Here is a 20,936-nt window from a genome sequence, read left to right on the forward strand (position 1 = left end):
GTGTATTGCCCACAAAAGAACGGCAATACACCTTTCTTTTTATCATCCTCTAACAATAACCAGACTTATGAAAAAACTTATCTCGCTGTGTATGATGTGGTGCATCTGCCTCTCTATGTGGGCCGGAAAGCACTACACCGTCATTGTATCCCTCGACGGGTTTCGCTGGGACTACCCGCAGATGTACGACACGCCGTTCTTCGACCGAATGGCTCGTGAAGGTGTAAAGGCCACCATGATTCCCTCGTTCCCTTCGAAAACCTTCCCCAACCACTATACCATTGCTACGGGACTAGTGCCCGACCACCATGGTATCGTAGCCAATACCTTCTGGGACCCACAGCGCCAGGAACTTTACAAGATGAACAATCTGAAAACCCGCAACGATGCGTCTTATTATGGCGGAGAACCTATCTGGATTACCGCACAGAAGCAGGGCATCAAAACGGGAAACATCTACTGGGTAGGCTCTGACATTTCCGTAAAAGGACAGCACCCCACCTACTATCACGTGTACGACCAGAAACCCCGGCTCACCCAGACGGAGCGTGTGGCAGAAGCACTGAGAATGCTGAAGCTTCCGGAAGAAGAACGTCCCCAGTTGGTTATGATTTATTTCGAAGATTCTGATACCTACGGACACACTTATAGTCCGCACAGCAAGGAAACACACCGCTGCGTGGAAGAGCTGGATGCCCTCATGAAATACTTATGGGAAGGACTTCAAAGCTTACCTTTCGGAAAGGACATCAACCTGATTGTGACGTCCGACCACGGAATGGCGACTGTCAGCGCAGACCGCTTTGTACCCATCAAGCACCTGTTGAACGAAAAATGGTATTCCTTGATTGACGGGAATCTTCCGGCACAGATTTATACGAAACCGGAATACCGCGACTCCGTGTATCAGGCACTACAGGGACTGAATCACGTACGGGTATGGAAAAAAGAAGATATTCCTGCTTATTTGAACTATGGAAGCAATCCGCGTGTGGGCGACATCATCGTACTGCCTGATTTAGGCTGGCTAGTGGAGGAAGGCAACAAGACGCTGCCAGGTGCCCATGGATTTGACCCGACCTACGACGATATGCAGGTAATGTTCCGGGCATGCGGACCGGATTTCAAGAAAAGATACGAAGCTCCGAAGTTCCGAAATGTATCGATTTATTCCTTGCTGGCCCGTCTGCTCCACATTACTCCAGAAAAGACAGACGGATGCCTGGAAGAGGTTGAAAATATGCTGATTCAGTGATATTTTCCACATCTTTTGGAAAGAAAAAAGAATTGATTGCATTCATTTTACTAAGCTAGTTTACATTTTTCACAACTTTTATCAAAGGATTTCACACTTCAAAAATTAAATCTCCTAAAATGTTAAAAAAGCATTTTCCCAATAAACCACAAGAGGGATTCATTGTCTTAAAGTCGTAAGTGCACTGAAAATGATTATTCACTTTTAAATTTCGACTACAATGAAAACAACTCATTTATTATCTACATTGATTCTTACCGTATGTTTAGGTTTTGGAAGCGTGATGGCACAAAATGCTGCACCTCAGGTTTGTCCGGAAAAAGCCGAAAAGCCTTGCAAGGTAAAACTCACTCCGGAACAACGTATGGAAGCACAGGCTCAGCGTATGGGAAAACAACTGATGCTGGACGATGCCAAATTAGCCCAGTTTACTTCTCTCTACAAGGAATACCTGACTGCCTTGAAAGAATGCCGTCCGGCCGCAAAAGAAAATAAAGTAAAACCGTGCGAACGTACAGACGCACAGATTCAGCAGGACATCGAACAACGCTTTGAAGTTCGTCAGAAAGTGCTCGATACCCAGAAGAAGTACTATGCTTCATTCAAGAAGATTCTGAATGCCCGCCAGCTGGAAAAGGTATTCAGCATGGAGCGCCCGGGCAGATTTCACAAAGGCCATTTCCCGATGAGACACGCCGGAACAGTCCATCCGGGACACATGCCCGCCCCATGCTGCCCGAATGCATGTCCGGCACATCCACTGGCTCCTCAAGACAAATAACTTACTATAATTATCACTAAAAGCGAAGCGCGAAGCCCTCACGGTGTCGGGAGACACTGAAGGGTTTCGCGCTTCTTTATCATGAATGACATGACCGCCAAAGAAAGCGGCATCAGTTTTTCTGAATCATTATATGACGGGCATAGAACCACACCACCACGTAGCCGGCAAAAGGCACGATGAATGCCCAGTGCATGTCGGCACAATCTCCTACCAGTCCCATAAGCACGGGGCCTACGGCACCGCCCACCGGCGACATCATCAGGAAGGAAGAGGCGCGCTTCGTATGACTGCCAAGCCCTTTCAGCGAAAGGGCAAAAATAGTGGGGAACATGATGGCCTCGAAGGCATAGCCGCAAAGAAGGGCCACGAACGATACGGAGCCTAAATCCAGAATCACCAGCAGGGTGGTGATGACTGTTCCCGTAGCACACCAGAAAAGCATCTTCTCGGCACGGACACGGCGCATAATCCAGCTTCCCACGAAACGTCCTACCATGAACAGTCCCAATCCGCCGAACGAAAGTACCAGTGAAGCATCGCGGGCATTCATCCAGCCAACTTCCGTCACGTAGTTAATAAAGAAACTATTGATGGAAATCTCGGATACCTCGTAGGCAAACAGTGCAACCAGTCCGAACACAAAAAGCTTATGCGCCCACAGACCTACGCGATGGCCTTCACTATCCACTTCCTCCTCATGAGGAATTTCCGGCAGACGTACGCGCATAAAAGCCAGCGCAGCCAGCAGGACAATCACTCCCATCACGGCATACGGAAGAGCCACATTACCGCTTGCTCCTTTGTCTTCGTCGGAGAAAAGCAAGAGACCGGTCAGAATCGGTGCAAAGATACATCCCAGCCCGTTGAATGACTGAGCGAAATTCAGTCGGCTGGCAGCCGTTTCCCGTGCTCCCAACTCCGTCACATACGGATTGGCGGCCGTTTCCAGGAAGGTTAGTCCGCATCCGATGACGAATAACGAGAACAGGAACATATTGAACGAAGCTATATATTGTCCGGGAATGAACAACAACGAGCCTATTCCGTAGAGCAACAATCCAAGCACCACACCCTTACGGTATCCGTGACGGTTGATGAACAATCCGGCCGGAATGGCCATGATGAAATAACCCATGTACATCGTGGCCTGAATCATGGCCGAATGGGTACGGGTGATGGTGAGCAGTTCCTGAAAATGCTTGTTCAGCACGTCCAGAATGGCATGGGCAAATCCCCACAGGAAAAAGAGTGAGGTAATCAGTACAAAGGGGAACAGGTATTGGCGTTCCACCAGGGCAATTCCTTTTTTCTTCATCCTTGCCCCTCCTTTATACATACGACAAAAGTTCCGGCAAGTCGGTGATGATTACATCCGGAAGTGTTTCATCTATTTCTTCGTTGCCCCAGCCTTCACCTTTCAGCCAGGCCACCTTGCAGCCGACAGCCTTTGCGGGCACCACGTCCTTGGAGAAGGAATCGCCTACCACCAGCACATTTCCGGCAGGCAGCCCCATGGCTTCCACACCCAGCCGATAGATGGCAGGATCGGGCTTGCGTACTCCCACTACCGACGATTCTATGATGCCGGCAAAGAAATCAAACAAGCCGAAGTCTTTCAGGATGGTCTGGATATTTCCGTAGAAGTTGGATACCAGCACCAGCTTGTAGCGTTCGGAAAGTGACTTCACTACGGGACGGGTGTGTTCCAGCACGTCCAGCACATAGCGGTAGCAGCTGTCGGCCACTTTCCCGGCATAGTCTTCCCGGCGGGCTTCTTCTCCGTCCAGCTTGCCTTGTTCCACCAAGTACTTCATCTGAATGTCGGTCTTGATGCGCAGCACATCGTGGAAATTATGTTCCGGCTTGACCAGCGGCACACGGGCCAGCGTACGTTCCCCGTGCACGTATGCCTCACGGAAACTCGCCTTGTCCACCGGCACCTGAAATTCTTCATACTTGCTCCACAACACTTCCGCCCAGTGGCGGCTGTTCGTATCGATAGTTCCTCCGTAATCAAAGATTACGCCTTTTACATCTGTCAGTTTACTCATCTTTAGTCTTATTTGGGGTACCGTTGCCGACTTTCATCAGCAACACGCCAATTACAATCCATATCAATTCACGCACACGGGTAATCAGTCCCGTATAGATGCCAAACGCACTCGGAATGGCCAGCCCTCCTACCGCCAGTGCAAATCCTCCCTCGCGTGCCCCAAGCTGCATGGGCGAGAAAAAGAACAGGTTGGCAAACAAGGAAGTGAAGGCCATAATCAGGATGCAGGACAGGAAGCTCACATGGTCGGTCAGAATGTTCAGGATAAAGAACACTTCGGCACAATTCACAATACGCGCCATGAACTCCAGTCCCAATGCCACGTAGAACGTGCTTTTCCGCTGCTTGTGAAGTGCGGCAATCTGTGCGTCCACGCGTTCCAGCGTCTCTCTCTTTTCAGTCAGGAAACGGCTGGCCCAGCGTTTCACATAAGGCAGACGGCACAACAGCTTGAACGTGCGTACCGCCATTCCGTTGCGATAGCCTTTCATAAAGAAATAAATGGCCAGCAGGCAGAAGAAAGCCACCACCGAGAGCATGATCCCCATCCCCCAGTTCACCGGTTCAAAAATCACAAACAAGACGACCGATACCAGCCAGAACCAGAAATGAGAAAAGATGTGCATCATCACATAGAGAATAACCGACGAGGTGGCCTTGCTAGCACCTACGTAAGGCGTAAGCTCCATGATTCGGTACGGCTCACCGCCCATCAGTCCCACCGGAGTGGCATAGTTCAGGGCAAAACCGGATACGGTCAGCTTATAGACCTTCCAGAAGGGCACCTTGGCATGTTTCCCGTCGCGGATAATGACATACCATGACCAGGCATTCAGGTAATAGATGAACACCCACAGAAGAATCACGGCCGGAAACCACACCCCTGCCTTGCGCAAGTTCTGCCACAACTCCTGATAGTCCATATCGAACGTGCAGAGCATAACCACAATGGCAAAGATGCCGAAAAACCAGAATATATTCCGAAACTTTTCCTTCATCACTTGGCGTATTTATGGTAAAGATATGCACACAATGCCTCATGACGACGACGCATGTACACAAACAGACTGGTCATCACCACCATCTCGAAAATGAAATACAACCACGGTTCTCCTATCAGCAGGCTGATGTAAAGGGCTATCGCGCGGGTATTGAATGTCAGGATGTTGGTGTACTTCATCAACGGCAAGCTCAGGGCACGGAACTCATCGCGCAGCTCCTGAGGAATGTTGTCACCGTAACGTTCCTGCACAAAAGCGTAGAAACGCTGGAAGTTGGGAGTCATCTGTTCCTGCTTGCGGGTATAGTTGCCATAAAAATACAGGAAGGCCTTCCACCAGAAGTTGCCTTTCCACGGCAGACTATGGAAAATCTCACGTTGCTGTTTGAAGTTATCCAGCTCACTACCTGCCTTTCCCTTCAGGAAGAACAAGTGGATGTTACGGTAATAATCGGCCAGCGTGCATTGCTTGCTATGGCACACCGTACCTGAGAACCAGGCTATCAGCCATATATATATGCTCCAGGTCTGTCCGGAAGCCTCTCCCAGATGGAAAGGAAGCGGCTGGTTCATCAGACGCAGACAGATGGCGACATAGATGGTGATAAACCAAAGGTCACCGGCAAATCCGTCGAGCATACGTCCCCAGCGGGTTTTCTTGCCGGTCATACGTGCCAGCTGCCCGTCGCAACTATCATAATGGTTGGCCCACATCAAGAGGAAAATACCAATCAGCGTATGCGTCATGTCGGGATAATAAAACATCACTCCTGCCGCTACGCCTAAAATGATGGACAGGATGGTCACTACATTGGGATGTACCCCGAAACGCTGGAAAAACAACGCCCACACATAACCTATTGGGCGATTGAAATGGATGTCCAGAAACTCTTCTGTATCCATGGACTTGAAAGAAGCCTCTACTCCTTTTTTCTCCGTACTCATTATTTTTCTAATTTGTGGATAATACGATTATAGATACACTTGGCGATTTCCGGTCCGGCTTCTTCACGGCAACGGGCAAAGCTGGGCCAGTCGTTAAAGTCGATGATGCGGATTTCACCGGTAGCCGATACCACACAGTCGCCTCCGTATACAGGCACATTCAGCACCTCGGCTGCCTTGTTGGCGTATGCCTGAAGCTGCTTGACATCGAACGGGAAACCTCTCGTGGCTCCGTTGATGGCTTCCAGTCCGAACTTGCTGTGTGACTGTTCCGTTGGATAGAAGGTATAAAAGAAATTCGTTCCCTGTACCCCGTAGAACTTCACCAAATCTCCCACCAGGTGTTCGTTGACTACTGCCACCGGAATGTTCCGTTTCCGGAAATCGGCCATCACCACTTCTGCTTCTTCCCGACATTCCACGTACACCACGTCTTCTTTCACCATGGCATGCGAATTGCCTCGCTTAATCCAGCAAGGGAACACGGAAGGAGTAAACTTCTCATCAGTAGAAATAATAAAGCTCCGGGGATGTGGCACTTCATTTGCCACCAGCAGCTCCGTCATCTGCTGACGGACACAGTTGTCAATGCCATACGCAGAGTTCACCACCAGGGCACCCCCGTCTTCCAGTTTTTTCAACCGCTCAATGGTGGCGCGGTCGCGAGCCATGTCGAAAATAAATTCACCCTCTATGTTCTGAGCAACAAATTCCTTTTCCGGATAAATTGTCACCTCACACCCCATTCTCTCCAATGCTTCTGCCGCAAGCCGAAGGATTGCCGCATCATTGTCTACGTGATTCGGGGAATATTCATTACCACGGCTCACACCAACCACCCGAATCTTCTCTCCTCTTTTACACATTCTATCTTGTTATTCTTATTTCTAGATTTTACGCAAAAAATCAATATTGGTTTATTCTGTTTTTAATCTTGTCCGTTCAAAAAAGCCTCTGCTTTTACAATGTCCCCCGCATGGTCCACATCCAAAATCTTTGAGAAAGGATAAGCCTTGAGCCGAAGGCCGTCGGCTACCAGCTGACGCTGAAAATTACGCATGCGCGACATACCCTGCGCCATACATTTCTCCAATGTCACGATTGAGTTGGGCGACAGGCAATAGATTCCCCCTGAAATGTAACGCGTATCAGGCTGCAAAGTATCATAGAAACCGGTAATATTGCGGTCTTCGTCCGTACCGATATACAATGGTTTTTCGTCGTCGATGTAATCCGTAACGGCCATCATGCCATCCCCTTCAAAAGCCTTGAAAGCATCAATAAAGCGTGAAAACTCCTCTTCCCGGAAAATCGTGTCGACCGTAGTCAGACAGAAACGGTCGTCCTTCAGGTAACGGCTCAGTTCGTAAAAACTGTGCATGGAGCTGGGCGTTGTCTTGACAATAACCCGCAAAGGCACTTCCGATGTTTTTTCCAGCTTGCTCAGGTGTTCCTTTGTCAAAGCCACCTCATTGTTGATAATGACCACCACTTCTTCTGCTCCGTTCTTCGCAAAGATGTGAATCAGACGGTCAATCATGGCCATACCGTTCAGTTGCACCAGTGGTTTGGGCAACTGAACTCCTTCTTGTGCCAGCCGGGAACCTTCCCCTGCTGATATGATTGCAAACTTCATGTTATTCCTCTTCTATACTGTCTAATTTCAGTTTATCACTGTCATCTCGTTTCTCATAATACTGCTTGCGCAACGGACGGGCACTGATTTCTTTTTCCCAGGCACGGTTGCGGAACACATCCATGGCCACGTACACTGCCTGACGGAAAGAATCTTCCGAAGCAATGCCTTTTCCGGCAATATCGTATGCCGTACCGTGAGCAGGCGAAGTACGTACGATAGGCAGACCGGCAGTGAAGTTCACACCTTCATCCATGACCAGTGCCTTGAACGGAGCCAGTCCCTGGTCATGATACATGGCCAGAATACCGTCGAAATGCGTATAATTACCTGAACCCATGAAACCATCGGCAGGATACGGTCCGAAGCACTGCACACCGCGAGCTATCATCTCTTTCATGGCCGGAATAATCACTTCCTGCTCTTCCGTTCCTAACAGTCCATTGTCTCCCGCATGAGGATTCAGTGAGAACACGGCAATACGCGGATTGTCGATGCCGAAATCTTTCTTCAGCGAACGATGGAAAATCTCCATCTTTTCCATAATCAGTTCTTTGGTCAGTTCACCGGCAATGTCACGCACGGGTACATGGCCAGTCACCAGTGCCACACGGAAATCACCCTTCAGCAGAATCATCAAGGCCTTCTGTCCTTCACCTACACGCTCTTCAATGTATTCCGTATGTCCCGGGAAATGGAACGCATCCGACTGGATGGTATGCTTGTTGATAGGAGCTGTCACCAGCACATCGAACAGGCCTTCCCGGTAATCGGCCAACGCTCTTTCCAGTGCAGCCAGTGCCGCTTTTCCAGCTTCGGGAGTCGGCTTGGTCAGTTCCACCTTCAACTCCTCTTCTATGCAGTTCACCACGTTCACTCTTCCGTCCTGCACCTCTTCAGCAGAATTTACAATGCTGAAACTGGTCTGTATCTCCATGGTCTTGCGGTGATACGCAGCAACCTTGGGAGAACCGTACACCACCGGCGTACAAAGTTCCAGCATGGTGGGGTCAGAGAAAGTCTTCAATATCACTTCATAGCCTACCCCGTTTATATCTCCATGAGTGATTCCCACTCTAATTTTACGATTTTCCATATTTATTGCTTATTCTGTTCAGCTTCTTGTTTGATTTGTTCTTCCGAGATGGAATTATCTACCGGAATCTCCGACACTTCTTTTTCTGAAGGAAGCTTCAGTGTATACAACGCCGCATTCAGCTTGCGAATCTGGTCACGTTTCAGCTTGCCCGGGTTATAGACAAAACCTTCCACCACGATAACCCGTGCATTGTCACGGTCTACCCGCACATGCGATACGAACGGACCACCCATGGCATCGTTCTTCATTTCCCACAATCCGCGGGCCTCGAATGCATAGTCTCCCTTCACGGCAATGTTGCGCGTCTCAACAAACATAGAATCGGCTGTTTCCATGTACATGCCTTCACGCGCACCTGGCAGGTTGACTTTCATCACGGAGTCACGTTTATGAATGAAATACTCTTTGGTAAACGTATCGTGGTCGCGGAACGGATAGGCATACATCACAAAGTTCAAGTCATTCAGGTTGCTCGAAGCCCACAGGAAATTCTCACCTTGCTTGTACGATTCCATTTCCACCGGCATCCAGATGTCGCAATCAAACATGCTCTGTACCTTGGCCGAAAGTGTTTCATTGTGTTTTTTCTCCAGCAACTTCACCTGACGGTTCATTTCGGCACGGGTAAAGAAGTCAATAATCACCTGACCGTTTTTCGAAACATAGTCTGCAAACTCCTTCTGGTTAGGTGCCTGAATAGTCATAATCATCTGCGGAGACGAATAGGCATCACGCGTATACTTGAATTTGGGCTGCGTATAGATGTCCTGAATATCTACGATAATGATGTTACGGAACAGACGCACCGAACGGTCAAAAAAGTCAGGCCGCACACGCGAAATACGGAAAGAGCGTTCAGCCTGAGGCAATCCCGGCACATCCGTGTCCAGCACATGAAACAGTGCACTATCCGGACTCATCCAGCATTTGTCATCGGCCACCACCATCACTTCATACGGGCGTCCGCTTGACACCGGAGTAATGATACTCTTCCCTCCGTTGCGGCAGGAAGCAAGCGACAGCACCGCCAGGGCCATCCCAAGGTAAAATGTCATTCGTTTCATTATGTTTCTTGTATTAAAAGGTTTCACTTTCTTTCTCTTTTTTCTCTGCCTGCTGCTGGGCGGTAGAAAGCATGCCGCAAGCCGCAAAAATATCTTCTCCGCGTGAAGCGCGAATGGTGGCAAACAAGCCGTGCTGTGTCAGGTAATCACGGAAAGCAATCATCGACTCCATATCCGTTCCTTCCAAATCCACGTTCGGGATGGCATGAAAACGAATCAGGTTCATCCGGCAGTCCAGTCCACGGAGCAACTTCACCAGTTCCTTGGCATAAATCAGGCTGTCGTTCACCCCCTTGAACACAATGTATTCAAAAGACAGACGGCGCTGCTTGCTGAAATCATACCGACGAAGTATCTCTACCATCTCGGTAATGGAGAAAGCCTTCTCTGCCGGCATCAGTTCCCTGCGCTGGGAAGGGAAAGGAGAATGCAGACTGATGGCCAGGTGGCAGTCACTTTCTTCCAGGAAACGCTCCAGCCCTTTCCGCAGTCCTACGGTAGAAACCGTGATACGCTTCGGACTCCATTTGTAGCCATAATCGGCAGTCAGGATTTCCAAGGCACGCAGCACTTCGTCCAGGTTGTCGAACGGTTCGCCCATGCCCATAAACACCACGTTGGTCAGCGTATCCCGTTCCGGCACAGAATAAATCTGATTCAGAATCTGTGCAGCTGTCAGGCTGGTCGTGTATCCCTGCTTTCCGGTCATACAGAATTTACAGTTCATCTTGCATCCCACCTGTGACGACACGCACAAAGTAGCCCGGTCGTCATCGGGAATATATACGGATTCTATGTAATCACCTTCGGGCGTACAGAACAAGTATTTCACCGTTCCGTCTACCGAACGCATCTCATGCACCGGTGCACTGGCCCCCACCTCGTAGTTCTCCATCAGCCGCTCACGGTTTTTGAGCGAAAGGTTTGTCATCTCTTCAATGGAGCTTACTTTCTTGTCGTACAGCCACGATGCAATCTGCCCGGCAGTAAATTTAGGCATTCCCAAATCCTGCACAATGGCTTTCAGCTCGCCCAATGTTTTGCCTAATAAAGGAGTTTTTTTCGTCATAGCGCTCTTTACTTCTTTATGCCACAGGCTTTTACTCACTTCCAGTCCTCCCTTATCAGGACTGGAGTACTTCCCCTGAAGTACTGGAGTACTGCCAAGGAAGTACTAGAGTACTTTCGAGGAAGTACTGAGACATTCCCGGTTCCTTAAACGAAAGCACTGCGCATATTCCACATATTTAGCGTACAAAGTTAGGGAAAAAATAAGATATATTGCCTATCTTTGTACGTATAAATGTATTAAATTATGAATAACCAAGTAACTTGCTTCCTTTTATACGGAAGTGATAACCAGCAGAATAAAACCATCAAAGGCCTGACGGAGAGTTCCCGAACAGACCAGATATTCTTACTAACTGACCATCCGGAGGACAACGACATTCCTACGGAGAAATGCCATTTTCTTCCCTCTTTCTCCTTTCAGCATACCGAAGGCATCCGACAGATGCTTGCCCTCACCCGCACTCCCTACCTCCTTATTTATACCAAGCCCCACACATTAGATATGGGCTATATGGCACTGGAGCGCATGTGCGACTATTTAGCCTCACCGGAATCGGGCATGGTTTATGCCGACCATTATCAGGTGACAGAGGGAGTACGAAAGCCTCATCCGGTCATCGACTACCAGCCGGGAAGCGTGCGCGATGACTTTGACTTCGGCTCGGTGCTGCTCTTCAAGACGGCGGCCTTGCAGGAAGCGTTCGACACTATCACTCACCAGCCCGAATACCAGTATTCTGCCTTGTATGCCGTGCGGCTGGCACTTTCACAGAAATACGAACTGACACACATACGTGAGTTCCTTTATACCGAAATTGAAGAAGACACCCGCCTGTCGGGCGAAAAACAGTTTGATTACGTAGACCCGCGCAACCGGAGCGTACAACTGGAACGGGAAACGGCATTTACTTATTACCTGAAAAATATTCATGCCTTCCTGCCCCCGGTGGAGCGCGAAATCGATTTGTCGGAAGGCGAGTTTGCATACGAAGCTTCGGTCATCATCCCCGTGCGCAACCGTATCCGTACCATTGCCGACGCCATTGAATCGGTACTGAAGCAGGAAACAGACTTCCCGTTCAACCTGATTGTCATCGACAACCATTCTACCGACGGTACCACGGAGTGCATTGACCAATACGCCGGAAACGAAAAAGTGATTCATCTCATTCCCGAACGTGACGATTTGGGCATCGGCGGATGCTGGAACCTGGGTGTGCATCACCCTCTCTGCGGACGCTTTGCCGTACAGCTCGACAGCGACGACTTGTACAGCAGTCCGTCTACCCTCCAGACCATTGTCGACAAGTTCCGCCGGGAACGCTGCGCCATGGTCATCGGCTCTTACCGCATGACCAACTTCCAACTGGAAACATTACCGCCGGGCGTCATCGACCACAAGGAATGGACCGATACCAACGGACACAACAACGCCCTCCGCATCAACGGACTGGGTGCCCCACGGGCCTTCTTCACACCGCTGCTGCGGAAAATCCGTGTACCGAACACCAGCTACGGCGAAGATTATGCCTTAGGACTGGCTTTCTCCCGGGAATACCGTATCGGACGTATCTACGACGTACTTTATTTGTGCCGTCGCTGGGAAGGCAATTCCGACGCGGCCCTGAGCATCGAGAAGCAGAACCAAAACAACAGCTACAAAGATAGCCTGCGTACCCTGGAAATACGGAAACGCCAGGCCCTGCTCCGTCACCCTCTTTCATGGGAAGATGCAGCCCCTGCGGCTTCTGCCGAAACCTTCATCCGTCACCAGCTCGACACATGGCCACTGGCCCGCAAAAACTACGAAGCACTGGCGCACGTACAGACCCGCACACTTTCACTCGGAACGAACGACATCACCGTGCAGTTCAATCCGGCACGCGCCGTTTCCACCTGTGCCAAAGTAGACAAGGCTTCCATCGCTGCCCGTCCCTGCTTCCTCTGCCTGAGCCACAAGCCGGAAGAGCAAGAGTCTGTCCGCATCCAGCTGGACGAACCTTTCAGCCTGCGACTGAATCCTTACCCCATCCTGCCGGGACACCTCACCATCTCCACGGAAAGTCACCAGTGGCAGACATTGGCCGACAAGACTTCGCGCCGGTTGCCCGAACGCCTGGTCGACTGGCTGGAGAAGAACTTTGCCAGCGGCTACACCGTATTCTACAACGGAGCCAAATGCGGTGCTTCTGCCCCCGACCACTTCCATTTCCAGGCCGTACGCCAGGAAGATGTACCCCTCATCCGCCAATGGGAAAAACTGATGAGCACAGCGGTAGAAAAAGGTTTCGAACCCCTCTCCGACGGCAAATCCTGCATCGCCTACGACATCGAAGGATACTTCTGTCCGATACGGGCCTTCATTACCCAGGGAGGATTGGCCACTGGTGTACGGCTGATTGACAGCTACCTGCACAGCCTGCCCCTGCACGAAGGAGAAACCGAGCCACGCTACAACCTCTTTGCCTGGAACAACCCGCGCTACGGATTTGTCACCGTCTACATTCCGCGCACAGCCCATCGTCCGCAGTGCTACACTGCCGAAGGCGACGCACAGCTGATAGTCAGTCCCGGCGCCCTCGATATGGCCGGCATCCTTGTGACAGCCCGCGAAGAAGATTTTCAAAAACTGGACGCTGACACGCTCCGCCAAATCTACCACGAAGTAACACATTAAGCATCATGAAAGAACCTGAAATTAACGTGGGCATCGTCAATGCCCTTGAAATAGCCTTTACACTCAATGCCAAATTTCTGGCCAAAGGAGAAACCGTATCGGGCAAGCAACGTGTATCCTTCGACGAAGGAGGAATTTCCTGGAACGGCAACGTGTACCGGGAACTGACCTTCACCCCGTTGGAAGACGATGCCTCCTTCTCACTCGAAGACGTAACCATCGGTATCAATTTCCACTGGGAACGCCAGGAAACACAAACCTTCCTCGGCACCCTGCGTCTGGTGGTAGACGAAGGAAAGATTACCGCCATCAACCAGGTGCCGGCAGAAGACTACCTCACCAGCGTCATCTCGTCCGAGATGAACGCCACCTCTTCCCTGGAGTTCCTGAAAGCTCATGCCGTCATCTCACGAAGCTGGCTTTTAGCACAGATTGAAAAGCGGAAGGCCCTCAGCAAACAGGGCAGCAACTTCTTTCCCTTCCTCAAGACTGAAACAGAATACATCCGCTGGTACGACCGCGAAGACCATACCATCTTCGACGTATGCGCCGACGACCATTGCCAGCGCTATCAGGGCATTACCCGTGCCTCCAACCAGAGTGTGGTGGAAGCCGTAAAAGAAACACGCGGCCAGGTACTCATGCACAAGCATGCCATCTGCGACGCCCGTTTCTCGAAGTGCTGCGGCGGAGTGACCGAAGAGTTCAACTACTGCTGGGAAGACAAGCATTATCCTTACCTCAGTGCCGTGCGCGATTTGAACACGGATGCCCCCCTGCCCGACCTCACCCAAGAGGAAGAAGCCGAACGATGGATACGCCAGCGTCCGGAGTCTTTCTGCCACACCACCGATCCGAAAATCCTTTCACAGATACTCAACAACTACGACCAGGAGACACACGATTTCTACCGCTGGAAGGTGAGATACACGCAAACCGAACTGGCCGAACTGATTGCCACGCATACCAAGAGCGATTACGGAGAGATACTCGACCTTATCCCCGTAGAGCGTGGAAAATCTGGACGTATCAGCCGGCTGAAAATTGTAGGAACCCTGAAAACAATGACCATCGGAAAGGAACTGGAAATACGACGCACCCTCTCACCTACCCACCTGTTCAGCTCGGCATTTGTGGTCGACAAGGGACCGGAAGTGAACGGAGTGCCCGAATGGTTCGAACTGACCGGTGCCGGATGGGGACACGGTGTGGGACTCTGTCAGATCGGTGCTGCCGTGATGGGCGAAAAAGGATATTCCTACGACCAAATTCTGCTGCATTACTACCAGGGAGCTGAAATACGTAAGTTATACTAAAAACGACCGACTATGCGCACACGCTCTCCCTGGTACTGGGTACCCTCGCTCTACTTTGCCGAAGGACTTCCCTACGTAGCTGTGATGATTTTATCGCTGGTGATGTACAAACGAATGGGCATCTCGAACACGGAGGTGGCCCTCTACACCAGCTGGCTGAACCTGCCCTGGGTCATCAAGCCTCTGTGGAGCCCGTTTGTCGACCTGCTCCGCACCAAGCGGTGGTGGATTGTCACTACCCAGTTGCTGCTGGGTGCCGGACTGGCCGGCATTGCCTTCACCATCCCCACCAGCCATTTCTTCCAGACCACATTGGCGGTATTCTGGCTCGTAGCCTTCAGTTCTGCCACCCACGATATCGCCGCCGACGGCTTCTACATGTTAGGCCTTACCCCGCATCAGCAAGCCTTCTTCGTGGGCATCCGCAGCACGTTCTACCGCTTTGCCACCATCGCCGGACAAGGACTGCTCATTATGCTGGCCGGCTGGCTGGAAGAAATGACCGGACGCACATCGTACGCCTGGAGCATCACCTTCTTCACGTTAGCAGGCTGCCTGCTGGCTCTGTGGCTCTACCATTCCTTCGTACTGCCCTGTCCTGACCAGGACTGTCCGTCGGTCGCCCGACAAGGAGAAGCCCGGAGCATACTGACCGATTTCCTGCTCACCTTCCGTTCCTTCTTCCAGAAAGAACAGGCGCTTACCGCCATTCTGTTCATGCTGCTCTACCGCCTGCCCGAGGCACAGTTAGTCAAGATGGGCATTCCCTTCCTGCTCGACCCAGTGGAACAAGGAGGACTCGGCATGACCACGGCACAGATAGGCTTTGCCCAAGGAACGCTCGGCATTGTCGGTCTCACCTTGGGAGGTATCCTGGGAGGCATTGCCGTAGCACGCCACGGACTGCGCCGCTGGCTCTGGCCGATGGTATGGGCCATCTCCCTGCCCGATATTGTCTATGTGTACCTGAGTTACGCCCAGCCCGACAACTTAATCATCGTGAACAGCTGCATCTTTGTGGAACAGTTCGGCTACGGATTCGGATTCACGGCCTACATGCTCTACCTTATTTATTTTGCCAACGGCACACACAAGACCTCGCACTATGCCATCTGTACCGCCTTCATGGCCTTGGGCATGATGCTGCCGGGCATGATAGCCGGCTGGATGCAAGAAACCTTAGGCTACCAGCTGTTCTTCATTTGGATTATGGTGTGCACACTGGCCACCTTCGGCGTTACCGCCCTGCTGAAAATCGATCCTGAATTCGGAAAGAAATAAAAAGACACGTTTTGTCCGGCCTTTACTTTCCGGAAAGGAAGTGCCGGACAAAACGCATAAAATTCAATACCGTATCCGACTCCTGTCCCTGAGCCGATACAAAACAGAAATGCCGCTTGAATTGCAAGCCCTCAATGTCAATCACCTGAAAGTCTCCTTCCTTCAGTTCCCTCTCGAGAGCACAGATTGACACGATACCCATACAGTTGCTGCACCGCAAGAACGACTTGATACCTTCCGTACTGCCTAAGTGCATCCGCACGTTCAGCGAAGAAAGCTTCAGCCCCTGCTCTGCCAATACCATCTCAATGGCATCCAGCGTGCCGGAACCTCGCTCACGAAGCACCAATGGCACACGAACAAACTCTTCCAGCGTCAGTTCCTCCTTTCCGGCCCAATGGCCGCGCGGACAAACTACCGGCACCAGTTCATCGCACAAGAACGGGTCGTAGCGCAGGCTGGGCAGACGGAACACTCCCTCCACCATACCCACATCAATGGTATGCTCCTGCAAAGCCTTCTCCACATTGCGCGAATTGGTGTCCATCAATGACACACTCATCTTGGGATAACGCTCCGTGAAAGCAGCCAGCACAGGCGGAAGCACATACTGTGAGATTGTCGTACTGGCCCCTAACCGTAACTCTCCCGCATACTCATTGTTCAACTGGTGCATGTCGTACTCCAGCTTGCGGTAATCGTCCAAAATCCGTTCGCAGTGCTCCATCAGCAATTTTCCAGCCTCAGTGAGCGAAATGGAATTTCCCTTCCGGTCGAACAGACGCACACCATAGAGACTCTCCAGTTCCCTAACATGCTTGGTCACTGCCGGCTGACTCACAAACAACTCCTGCGAAGCCTTGGTAAAACTAAGGTTTCGTGCCACACTATAGAAAGCTTTCAAACGGAAATCCGACATGCCTCCACAAAGATTAAAGTTCCTCTGCCCGGATGCCCAACGACTGAAGAATGGCAAATCCTAACATTTCAAAGGAATATTCATAATCGTGTGCCGGAGGATTCATACCGAACACCGTCACACCATCTTTTCCCTTTATCTTTGCTGCCTGCTGCTCCACAGCAGTCCCATATCCCTCTTCATCGGGCACCAGCATGATTCGGCGTGCATCTTTCGATTCGGTCAGCAGTTGCAGTGATTCCGTAAACAAGTCCTCCCGACGGGCCATATCCGAAGGCTGGAAAGCATAAAGCGCAAACTCGCCCAGGCGGCTCTGGAATGCCATACCGTGAACCTCTTTTTCCAAATCGGAAGGAAGGCAGAAATTCATCCGGCTATGCTCCTCATCATACACAAAAATTACCTGTATCTCATTCTTGCCCGGCTCAATTCCGGCATCCAAAACCAGGCACTCCAGCAACACGGCCAAATCAGCCTTAGGTAGTTCACGCCCCACCAACGGTGCGAAATGTGCCGCCATATCCTTCCCCACACGGTCAAGGAAAGCTGCATCAATCAAAATTACATCAGAAGCAAAGGGTATTTTCTTTTCCATATTAGTTAATGTGTTTCTATTTATACTTGTTCCAATCGATGACATAACCGTCTTCCATGATGTAATCAAAATTCTGTATTCCGATTGGATATTTCATACTAGACAATTAATAATGAATAACGGGAAACGGCAAATACTTATTTGATTCAAGCCTTTATACAAAGATACGAAAAATATCCAAGAGCCAATATTTACCCCTGATTATTTAAAATTCATTGCAATTCCTGACAGGATATTCCATCTGTCTCATTCAAAGCATTCTCATTTCTTTATTCAATGCATTTTTGTGTACAGCTACCGATTTACTTCTTCCTCCAACGGGCTGGCGAACACTCTTCTTTTTCTTTGAACAGACGTATGAAATGGCTGGCCGACTGGAAACCTGACTTTTCTGCAATTTCAGCAATCGTCAATTCCGGACATTCCTTCAGCATAGTCTTTGCATATTCCAACCGAAGACTGGAAATCCATTCACGGAATGACAACTGATAAACCAGCTTAATATAACTGGAAAGATAAGTACGGTTAGTCTTCAGTATTTCTGAAAGCTCTTTCAGTGTCAGCCCTAATTTAAGATAGCCCTTCTCTTCTATCCAGACAGCCAGTCTTTCTGCAATGTCAGAGAAACTAGGAGGAAGAGCCTGCATTTCCCCTATCGCCATAGCTGAAACATCTCCTTCCGATGGCATTTCTGACTCGAAGACCTGCTCCACTTGCTCGTAGAACAACAGATAGTTCATATAGGAGCAATAAAGATAAATATAAAAAGGAACAGACGACAGAATCCAGATATACACATATTTGTCAGGAAGGAAGGTCAATAGGCCACACCCTACTCCAAAAATCACCGCCCAATAAGTAAAAATGGACAACCACTGTATATAAGCACCCACATTATCAGAATGGGTATCATCACACAGTCGTACTGCTCTACGATAGGCCAGAATAAGCCGGCGTGCCAGAACAAATCCATACGTTACCAGCCATACGCACATAACCAGAATACCCATTTTTTGAATCAAACCTTTTGGCAATCCTAATAGTACCACCCCCGACAAGGCTGTAAACAGCAACCACTGACACACATGTACCATAAAGCGCCGCCGCGTAATATAGAAACGATCAAGCAATGTAGTAAGCGCCGAACTGAAAAGCCAGTAACAAAGGAAATAGGTAGACAGATTCATCAAGATGGCTGCATCCACATTCTGGAAACGGATTTCTGCAAAGAAATGTACGGAATAATTGGCAGCCAACAATAGCACGGCAAATCCCATTACCCTACGCGAACGAAGATAATTGCTAAAGATTGCTTTGTCCGGCACCGGGGCAAAAATAAAATAAAAGCCGAAAAACAGCATCAACGGCAAGGCGATGCAAAGCGAATAACTATATATAGGATGTGTTATCATTTTTCAATGCCTCCAACCATTATAAGAACTCATAAACTATACCCCAAATGTACAAAAAATATCTGAAAAACTTAAAGCCTCCAGCAAGTTTCCTTGCCAGAGGCTTCTTTTTATTTATCGATTAAAGAAAATTAATCTTCCATCAACTTGCGATAACGCACGCGCTTCGGCTCGACATTGCCCATACGCTTCATCTTATTTTCTTCGTATTCCGTGTAAGAACCCTCGAAGTAGAACACCTGACTGTCTCCTTCAAAAGCTAAGATGTGGGTACAGATACGGTCAAGGAACCAACGGTCGTGGCTGATAACTACGGCACATCCGGCAAAGTCTTCCAAACCTTCTTCCAGCGCACGGAGAGTGTTTACGTCAATATCGTTGGTCGGCTCGTCGAGCAACAACACGTTACCTTCTTCCTTCAATGCCATGGCCAGGTGCAGACGGTTACGTTCACCACCAGAAAGCATACCACAGAGTTTTTCCTGGTCAGAACCAGAGAAATTAAAGCGACTCAGGTATGCACGGGCATTCACATCGCGGTTACCCATACGAATCAGGTCGTTACCGCCACTGATTACCTGGTATACGGTCTTGTTCGGGTCAATGTCCTTGTGCTGCTGGTCTACATAGGCCACTTTCACAGTCTCTCCTACTTCAAACTCGCCTTTATCCACACTTTCCAGTCCCATAATCAGGCGGAACAACGTTGTCTTTCCGGCACCGTTCGGACCGATAACTCCCACGATACCGTTAGGCGGCAGCATGAAGTTCAAGTCGTCGAAAAGCAGTTTGTCGCCATACGCCTTGGCCACATGCTTGGCTTCGATAACCTTGTTTCCCAGACGCGGACCGTTCGGGATAAAGATTTCCAGCTTTTCTTCCTTCTCCTTCACATCTTCGTTCAAGAGTTTGTCGTACGAATTCAAACGAGCCTTACCCTTGGCCTGACGAGCCTTAGGAGCCATGCGCACCCATTCCAACTCGCGTTCCAGCGTCTTACGACGCTTGCTGGCCGTCTTCTCTTCCATTTCCATACGCTTGGTCTTCTGCTCCAGCCAGCTTGAATAATTTCCCTTCCAAGGAATACCTTCACCACGGTCAAGTTCCAGAATCCATCCGGCCACATGATCCAAGAAGTAGCGGTCGTGTGTTACGGCAATTACCGTTCCTTCGTACTGCTGCAAGTGCTGTTCCAGCCAGTCAATGCTTTCTGCATCCAAGTGGTTGGTCGGCTCGTCGAGCAACAGGATGTCCGGTTTCTGCAACAACAGACGGCACAAAGCCACACGGCGGCGTTCACCTCCCGAAAGGTTCTTCACCAACTGGTCTTCGGGCGGACAGCGCAATGCATCCATCGCACGTTCCAGTTTGCTGTCAAGATTCCACGCATCGGTAGCGTCAATAATATCCTGCAGTTCGGCCTGACGCGCAAAGAGTGCGTCCATCTTTTCCGGATCTTCATAATATTCCGGCAAACCGAACTTCTGATTGATTTCTTCGTATTCGGCCAGCGTGTCTACCACCTGCTGCACTCCCTCCATCACGACTTCCTTCACGGTCTTCGTGTCGTCAAGCTGAGGTTCCTGGGCCAGATAACCTACAGAATAGCCCGGTGAAAATACCACTTCACCCTGGTAGTTCTTTTCGATTCCGGCAATGATTTTCATCAAAGTAGACTTACCGGAACCGTTCAAACCGATGATTCCGATTTTCGCGCCATAAAAAAAGGATAGGTAGATGTCTTTCAATACCTGTTTGTTGTTCTGGAATGATTTGCTCACTCCCACCATTGAAAAGATAATTTTCTTGTCGTCTGCCATATTCTTTAT

Annotated in this window: 18 protein-coding genes; 5 read left to right on the forward strand and 13 right to left on the reverse strand. The window is 49.9% G+C overall.

The genetic code is table 11. The features are described from left to right. Positions 1-67 precede the first annotated feature (67 nt). Positions 68-1,255: an alkaline phosphatase family protein gene (locus DXD04_RS09205; RefSeq protein ID WP_117672811.1), complete on the forward strand. Its 1,188-nt coding sequence runs from the start codon at positions 68-70 to the stop codon at positions 1,253-1,255. Between the two features lie 220 nt (positions 1,256-1,475). Continuing rightward, positions 1,476-2,036 carry a hypothetical protein gene (locus DXD04_RS09210; protein ID WP_147330758.1) on the forward strand — a complete coding sequence of 187 codons (561 nt, stop codon included), beginning with the start codon at positions 1,476-1,478 and terminating at the stop codon, positions 2,034-2,036. Positions 2,037-2,148: 112 nt separating this feature from the next. On the opposite strand, the gene DXD04_RS09215 is transcribed toward DXD04_RS09210, so the two are convergent. From DXD04_RS09215 to rlmN, 9 genes are all read right to left on the reverse strand, one after another. After that, on the reverse strand, positions 2,149-3,354 hold the full coding sequence (locus DXD04_RS09215) for a sugar MFS transporter (protein WP_117672861.1): 1,206 nt from the start codon (positions 3,352-3,354) through the stop codon (positions 2,149-2,151). 13 nt (positions 3,355-3,367) lie between these two features. After that, positions 3,368-4,090 (reverse strand): HAD family hydrolase, encoded by a 723-nt coding sequence (locus DXD04_RS09220; protein ID WP_117672815.1) that lies wholly within the window; start codon positions 4,088-4,090, stop codon positions 3,368-3,370. Beyond that, on the reverse strand, positions 4,083-5,090 hold the full coding sequence (locus DXD04_RS09225; protein ID WP_117672817.1) for a lysylphosphatidylglycerol synthase transmembrane domain-containing protein: 1,008 nt from the start codon (positions 5,088-5,090) through the stop codon (positions 4,083-4,085). Before DXD04_RS09225 ends, DXD04_RS09220 begins: the two co-directional genes overlap by 8 nt. Next, positions 5,090-6,037 carry a CDP-alcohol phosphatidyltransferase family protein gene (locus tag DXD04_RS09230; RefSeq protein ID WP_117672819.1) on the reverse strand — a complete coding sequence of 316 codons (948 nt, stop codon included), beginning with the start codon at positions 6,035-6,037 and terminating at the stop codon, positions 5,090-5,092. Before DXD04_RS09230 ends, DXD04_RS09225 begins: the two co-directional genes overlap by 1 nt. After that, positions 6,037-6,903 (reverse strand): ATP-grasp domain-containing protein, encoded by an 867-nt coding sequence (locus tag DXD04_RS09235; RefSeq protein ID WP_117672821.1) that lies wholly within the window; start codon positions 6,901-6,903, stop codon positions 6,037-6,039. The genes DXD04_RS09230 and DXD04_RS09235 overlap by 1 nt, the downstream gene beginning before the upstream one ends. 62 nt (positions 6,904-6,965) lie before the next feature. Next, positions 6,966-7,673, reverse strand: a complete 708-nt coding sequence (locus DXD04_RS09240) for a nucleotidyltransferase family protein (RefSeq protein ID WP_007561769.1) — start codon at positions 7,671-7,673, stop codon at positions 6,966-6,968. A 1-nt stretch (position 7,674) separates the two neighbouring features. Continuing rightward, positions 7,675-8,769, reverse strand: coding sequence for a 4-hydroxythreonine-4-phosphate dehydrogenase PdxA (pdxA, locus tag DXD04_RS09245; protein WP_117672823.1), 1,095 nt, complete (start codon positions 8,767-8,769; stop codon positions 7,675-7,677). 2 nt (positions 8,770-8,771) lie between these two features. Further along, on the reverse strand, positions 8,772-9,836 hold the full coding sequence (locus DXD04_RS09250; protein ID WP_117672825.1) for a DUF4837 family protein: 1,065 nt from the start codon (positions 9,834-9,836) through the stop codon (positions 8,772-8,774). A gap of 13 nt (positions 9,837-9,849) precedes the next feature. Continuing rightward, positions 9,850-10,905 (reverse strand): dual-specificity RNA methyltransferase RlmN, encoded by a 1,056-nt coding sequence (rlmN, locus tag DXD04_RS09255; protein ID WP_117672827.1) that lies wholly within the window; start codon positions 10,903-10,905, stop codon positions 9,850-9,852. Positions 10,906-11,151: 246 nt separating this feature from the next. Here rlmN and DXD04_RS09260 point away from each other — a divergent pair, with 246 nt between their 5' ends. Genes DXD04_RS09260 through DXD04_RS09270 form a run of 3 tightly spaced genes read left to right on the forward strand, consistent with a single transcriptional unit; the run spans position 11,152 to position 16,181 of the window. Beyond that, positions 11,152-13,584, forward strand: a complete 2,433-nt coding sequence (locus tag DXD04_RS09260) for a DUF4922 domain-containing protein (RefSeq protein WP_117672829.1) — start codon at positions 11,152-11,154, stop codon at positions 13,582-13,584. 5 nt (positions 13,585-13,589) lie between these two features. Further along, complete coding sequence (locus tag DXD04_RS09265; RefSeq protein ID WP_117672831.1) at positions 13,590-14,900, forward strand: SpoIID/LytB domain-containing protein; 1,311 nt, start codon at positions 13,590-13,592, stop codon at positions 14,898-14,900. Positions 14,901-14,912: 12 nt separating this feature from the next. After that, positions 14,913-16,181: an MFS transporter gene (locus tag DXD04_RS09270; protein WP_117672833.1), complete on the forward strand. Its 1,269-nt coding sequence runs from the start codon at positions 14,913-14,915 to the stop codon at positions 16,179-16,181. Positions 16,182-16,203: 22 nt separating this feature from the next. On the opposite strand, the gene DXD04_RS09275 is transcribed toward DXD04_RS09270, so the two are convergent. From DXD04_RS09275 to ettA, 4 genes are all read right to left on the reverse strand, one after another. Continuing rightward, the gene (locus DXD04_RS09275; RefSeq protein WP_117672835.1) at positions 16,204-17,100 is read right to left on the reverse strand and encodes a LysR family transcriptional regulator; all 897 of its coding nucleotides are present in this window, start codon (positions 17,098-17,100) and stop codon (positions 16,204-16,206) included. A gap of 13 nt (positions 17,101-17,113) precedes the next feature. Beyond that, on the reverse strand, positions 17,114-17,695 hold the full coding sequence (locus DXD04_RS09280; protein WP_117672837.1) for a DUF6621 family protein: 582 nt from the start codon (positions 17,693-17,695) through the stop codon (positions 17,114-17,116). 302 nt (positions 17,696-17,997) lie between these two features. Further along, positions 17,998-19,104 (reverse strand): helix-turn-helix domain-containing protein, encoded by a 1,107-nt coding sequence (locus DXD04_RS09285; protein ID WP_117672863.1) that lies wholly within the window; start codon positions 19,102-19,104, stop codon positions 17,998-18,000. Between the two features lie 134 nt (positions 19,105-19,238). Continuing rightward, a complete protein-coding gene (ettA, locus tag DXD04_RS09290) occupies positions 19,239-20,927 on the reverse strand; it encodes an energy-dependent translational throttle protein EttA (protein ID WP_022053055.1) in 1,689 nt (562 codons plus the stop codon). Between the last annotated feature and the right edge of the window lie 9 nt (positions 20,928-20,936).

The organism is Phocaeicola plebeius (assembly GCF_003437535.1).
GTDB classification, from domain to species: Bacteria; Bacteroidota; Bacteroidia; order Bacteroidales; family Bacteroidaceae; genus Phocaeicola; species Phocaeicola plebeius_A.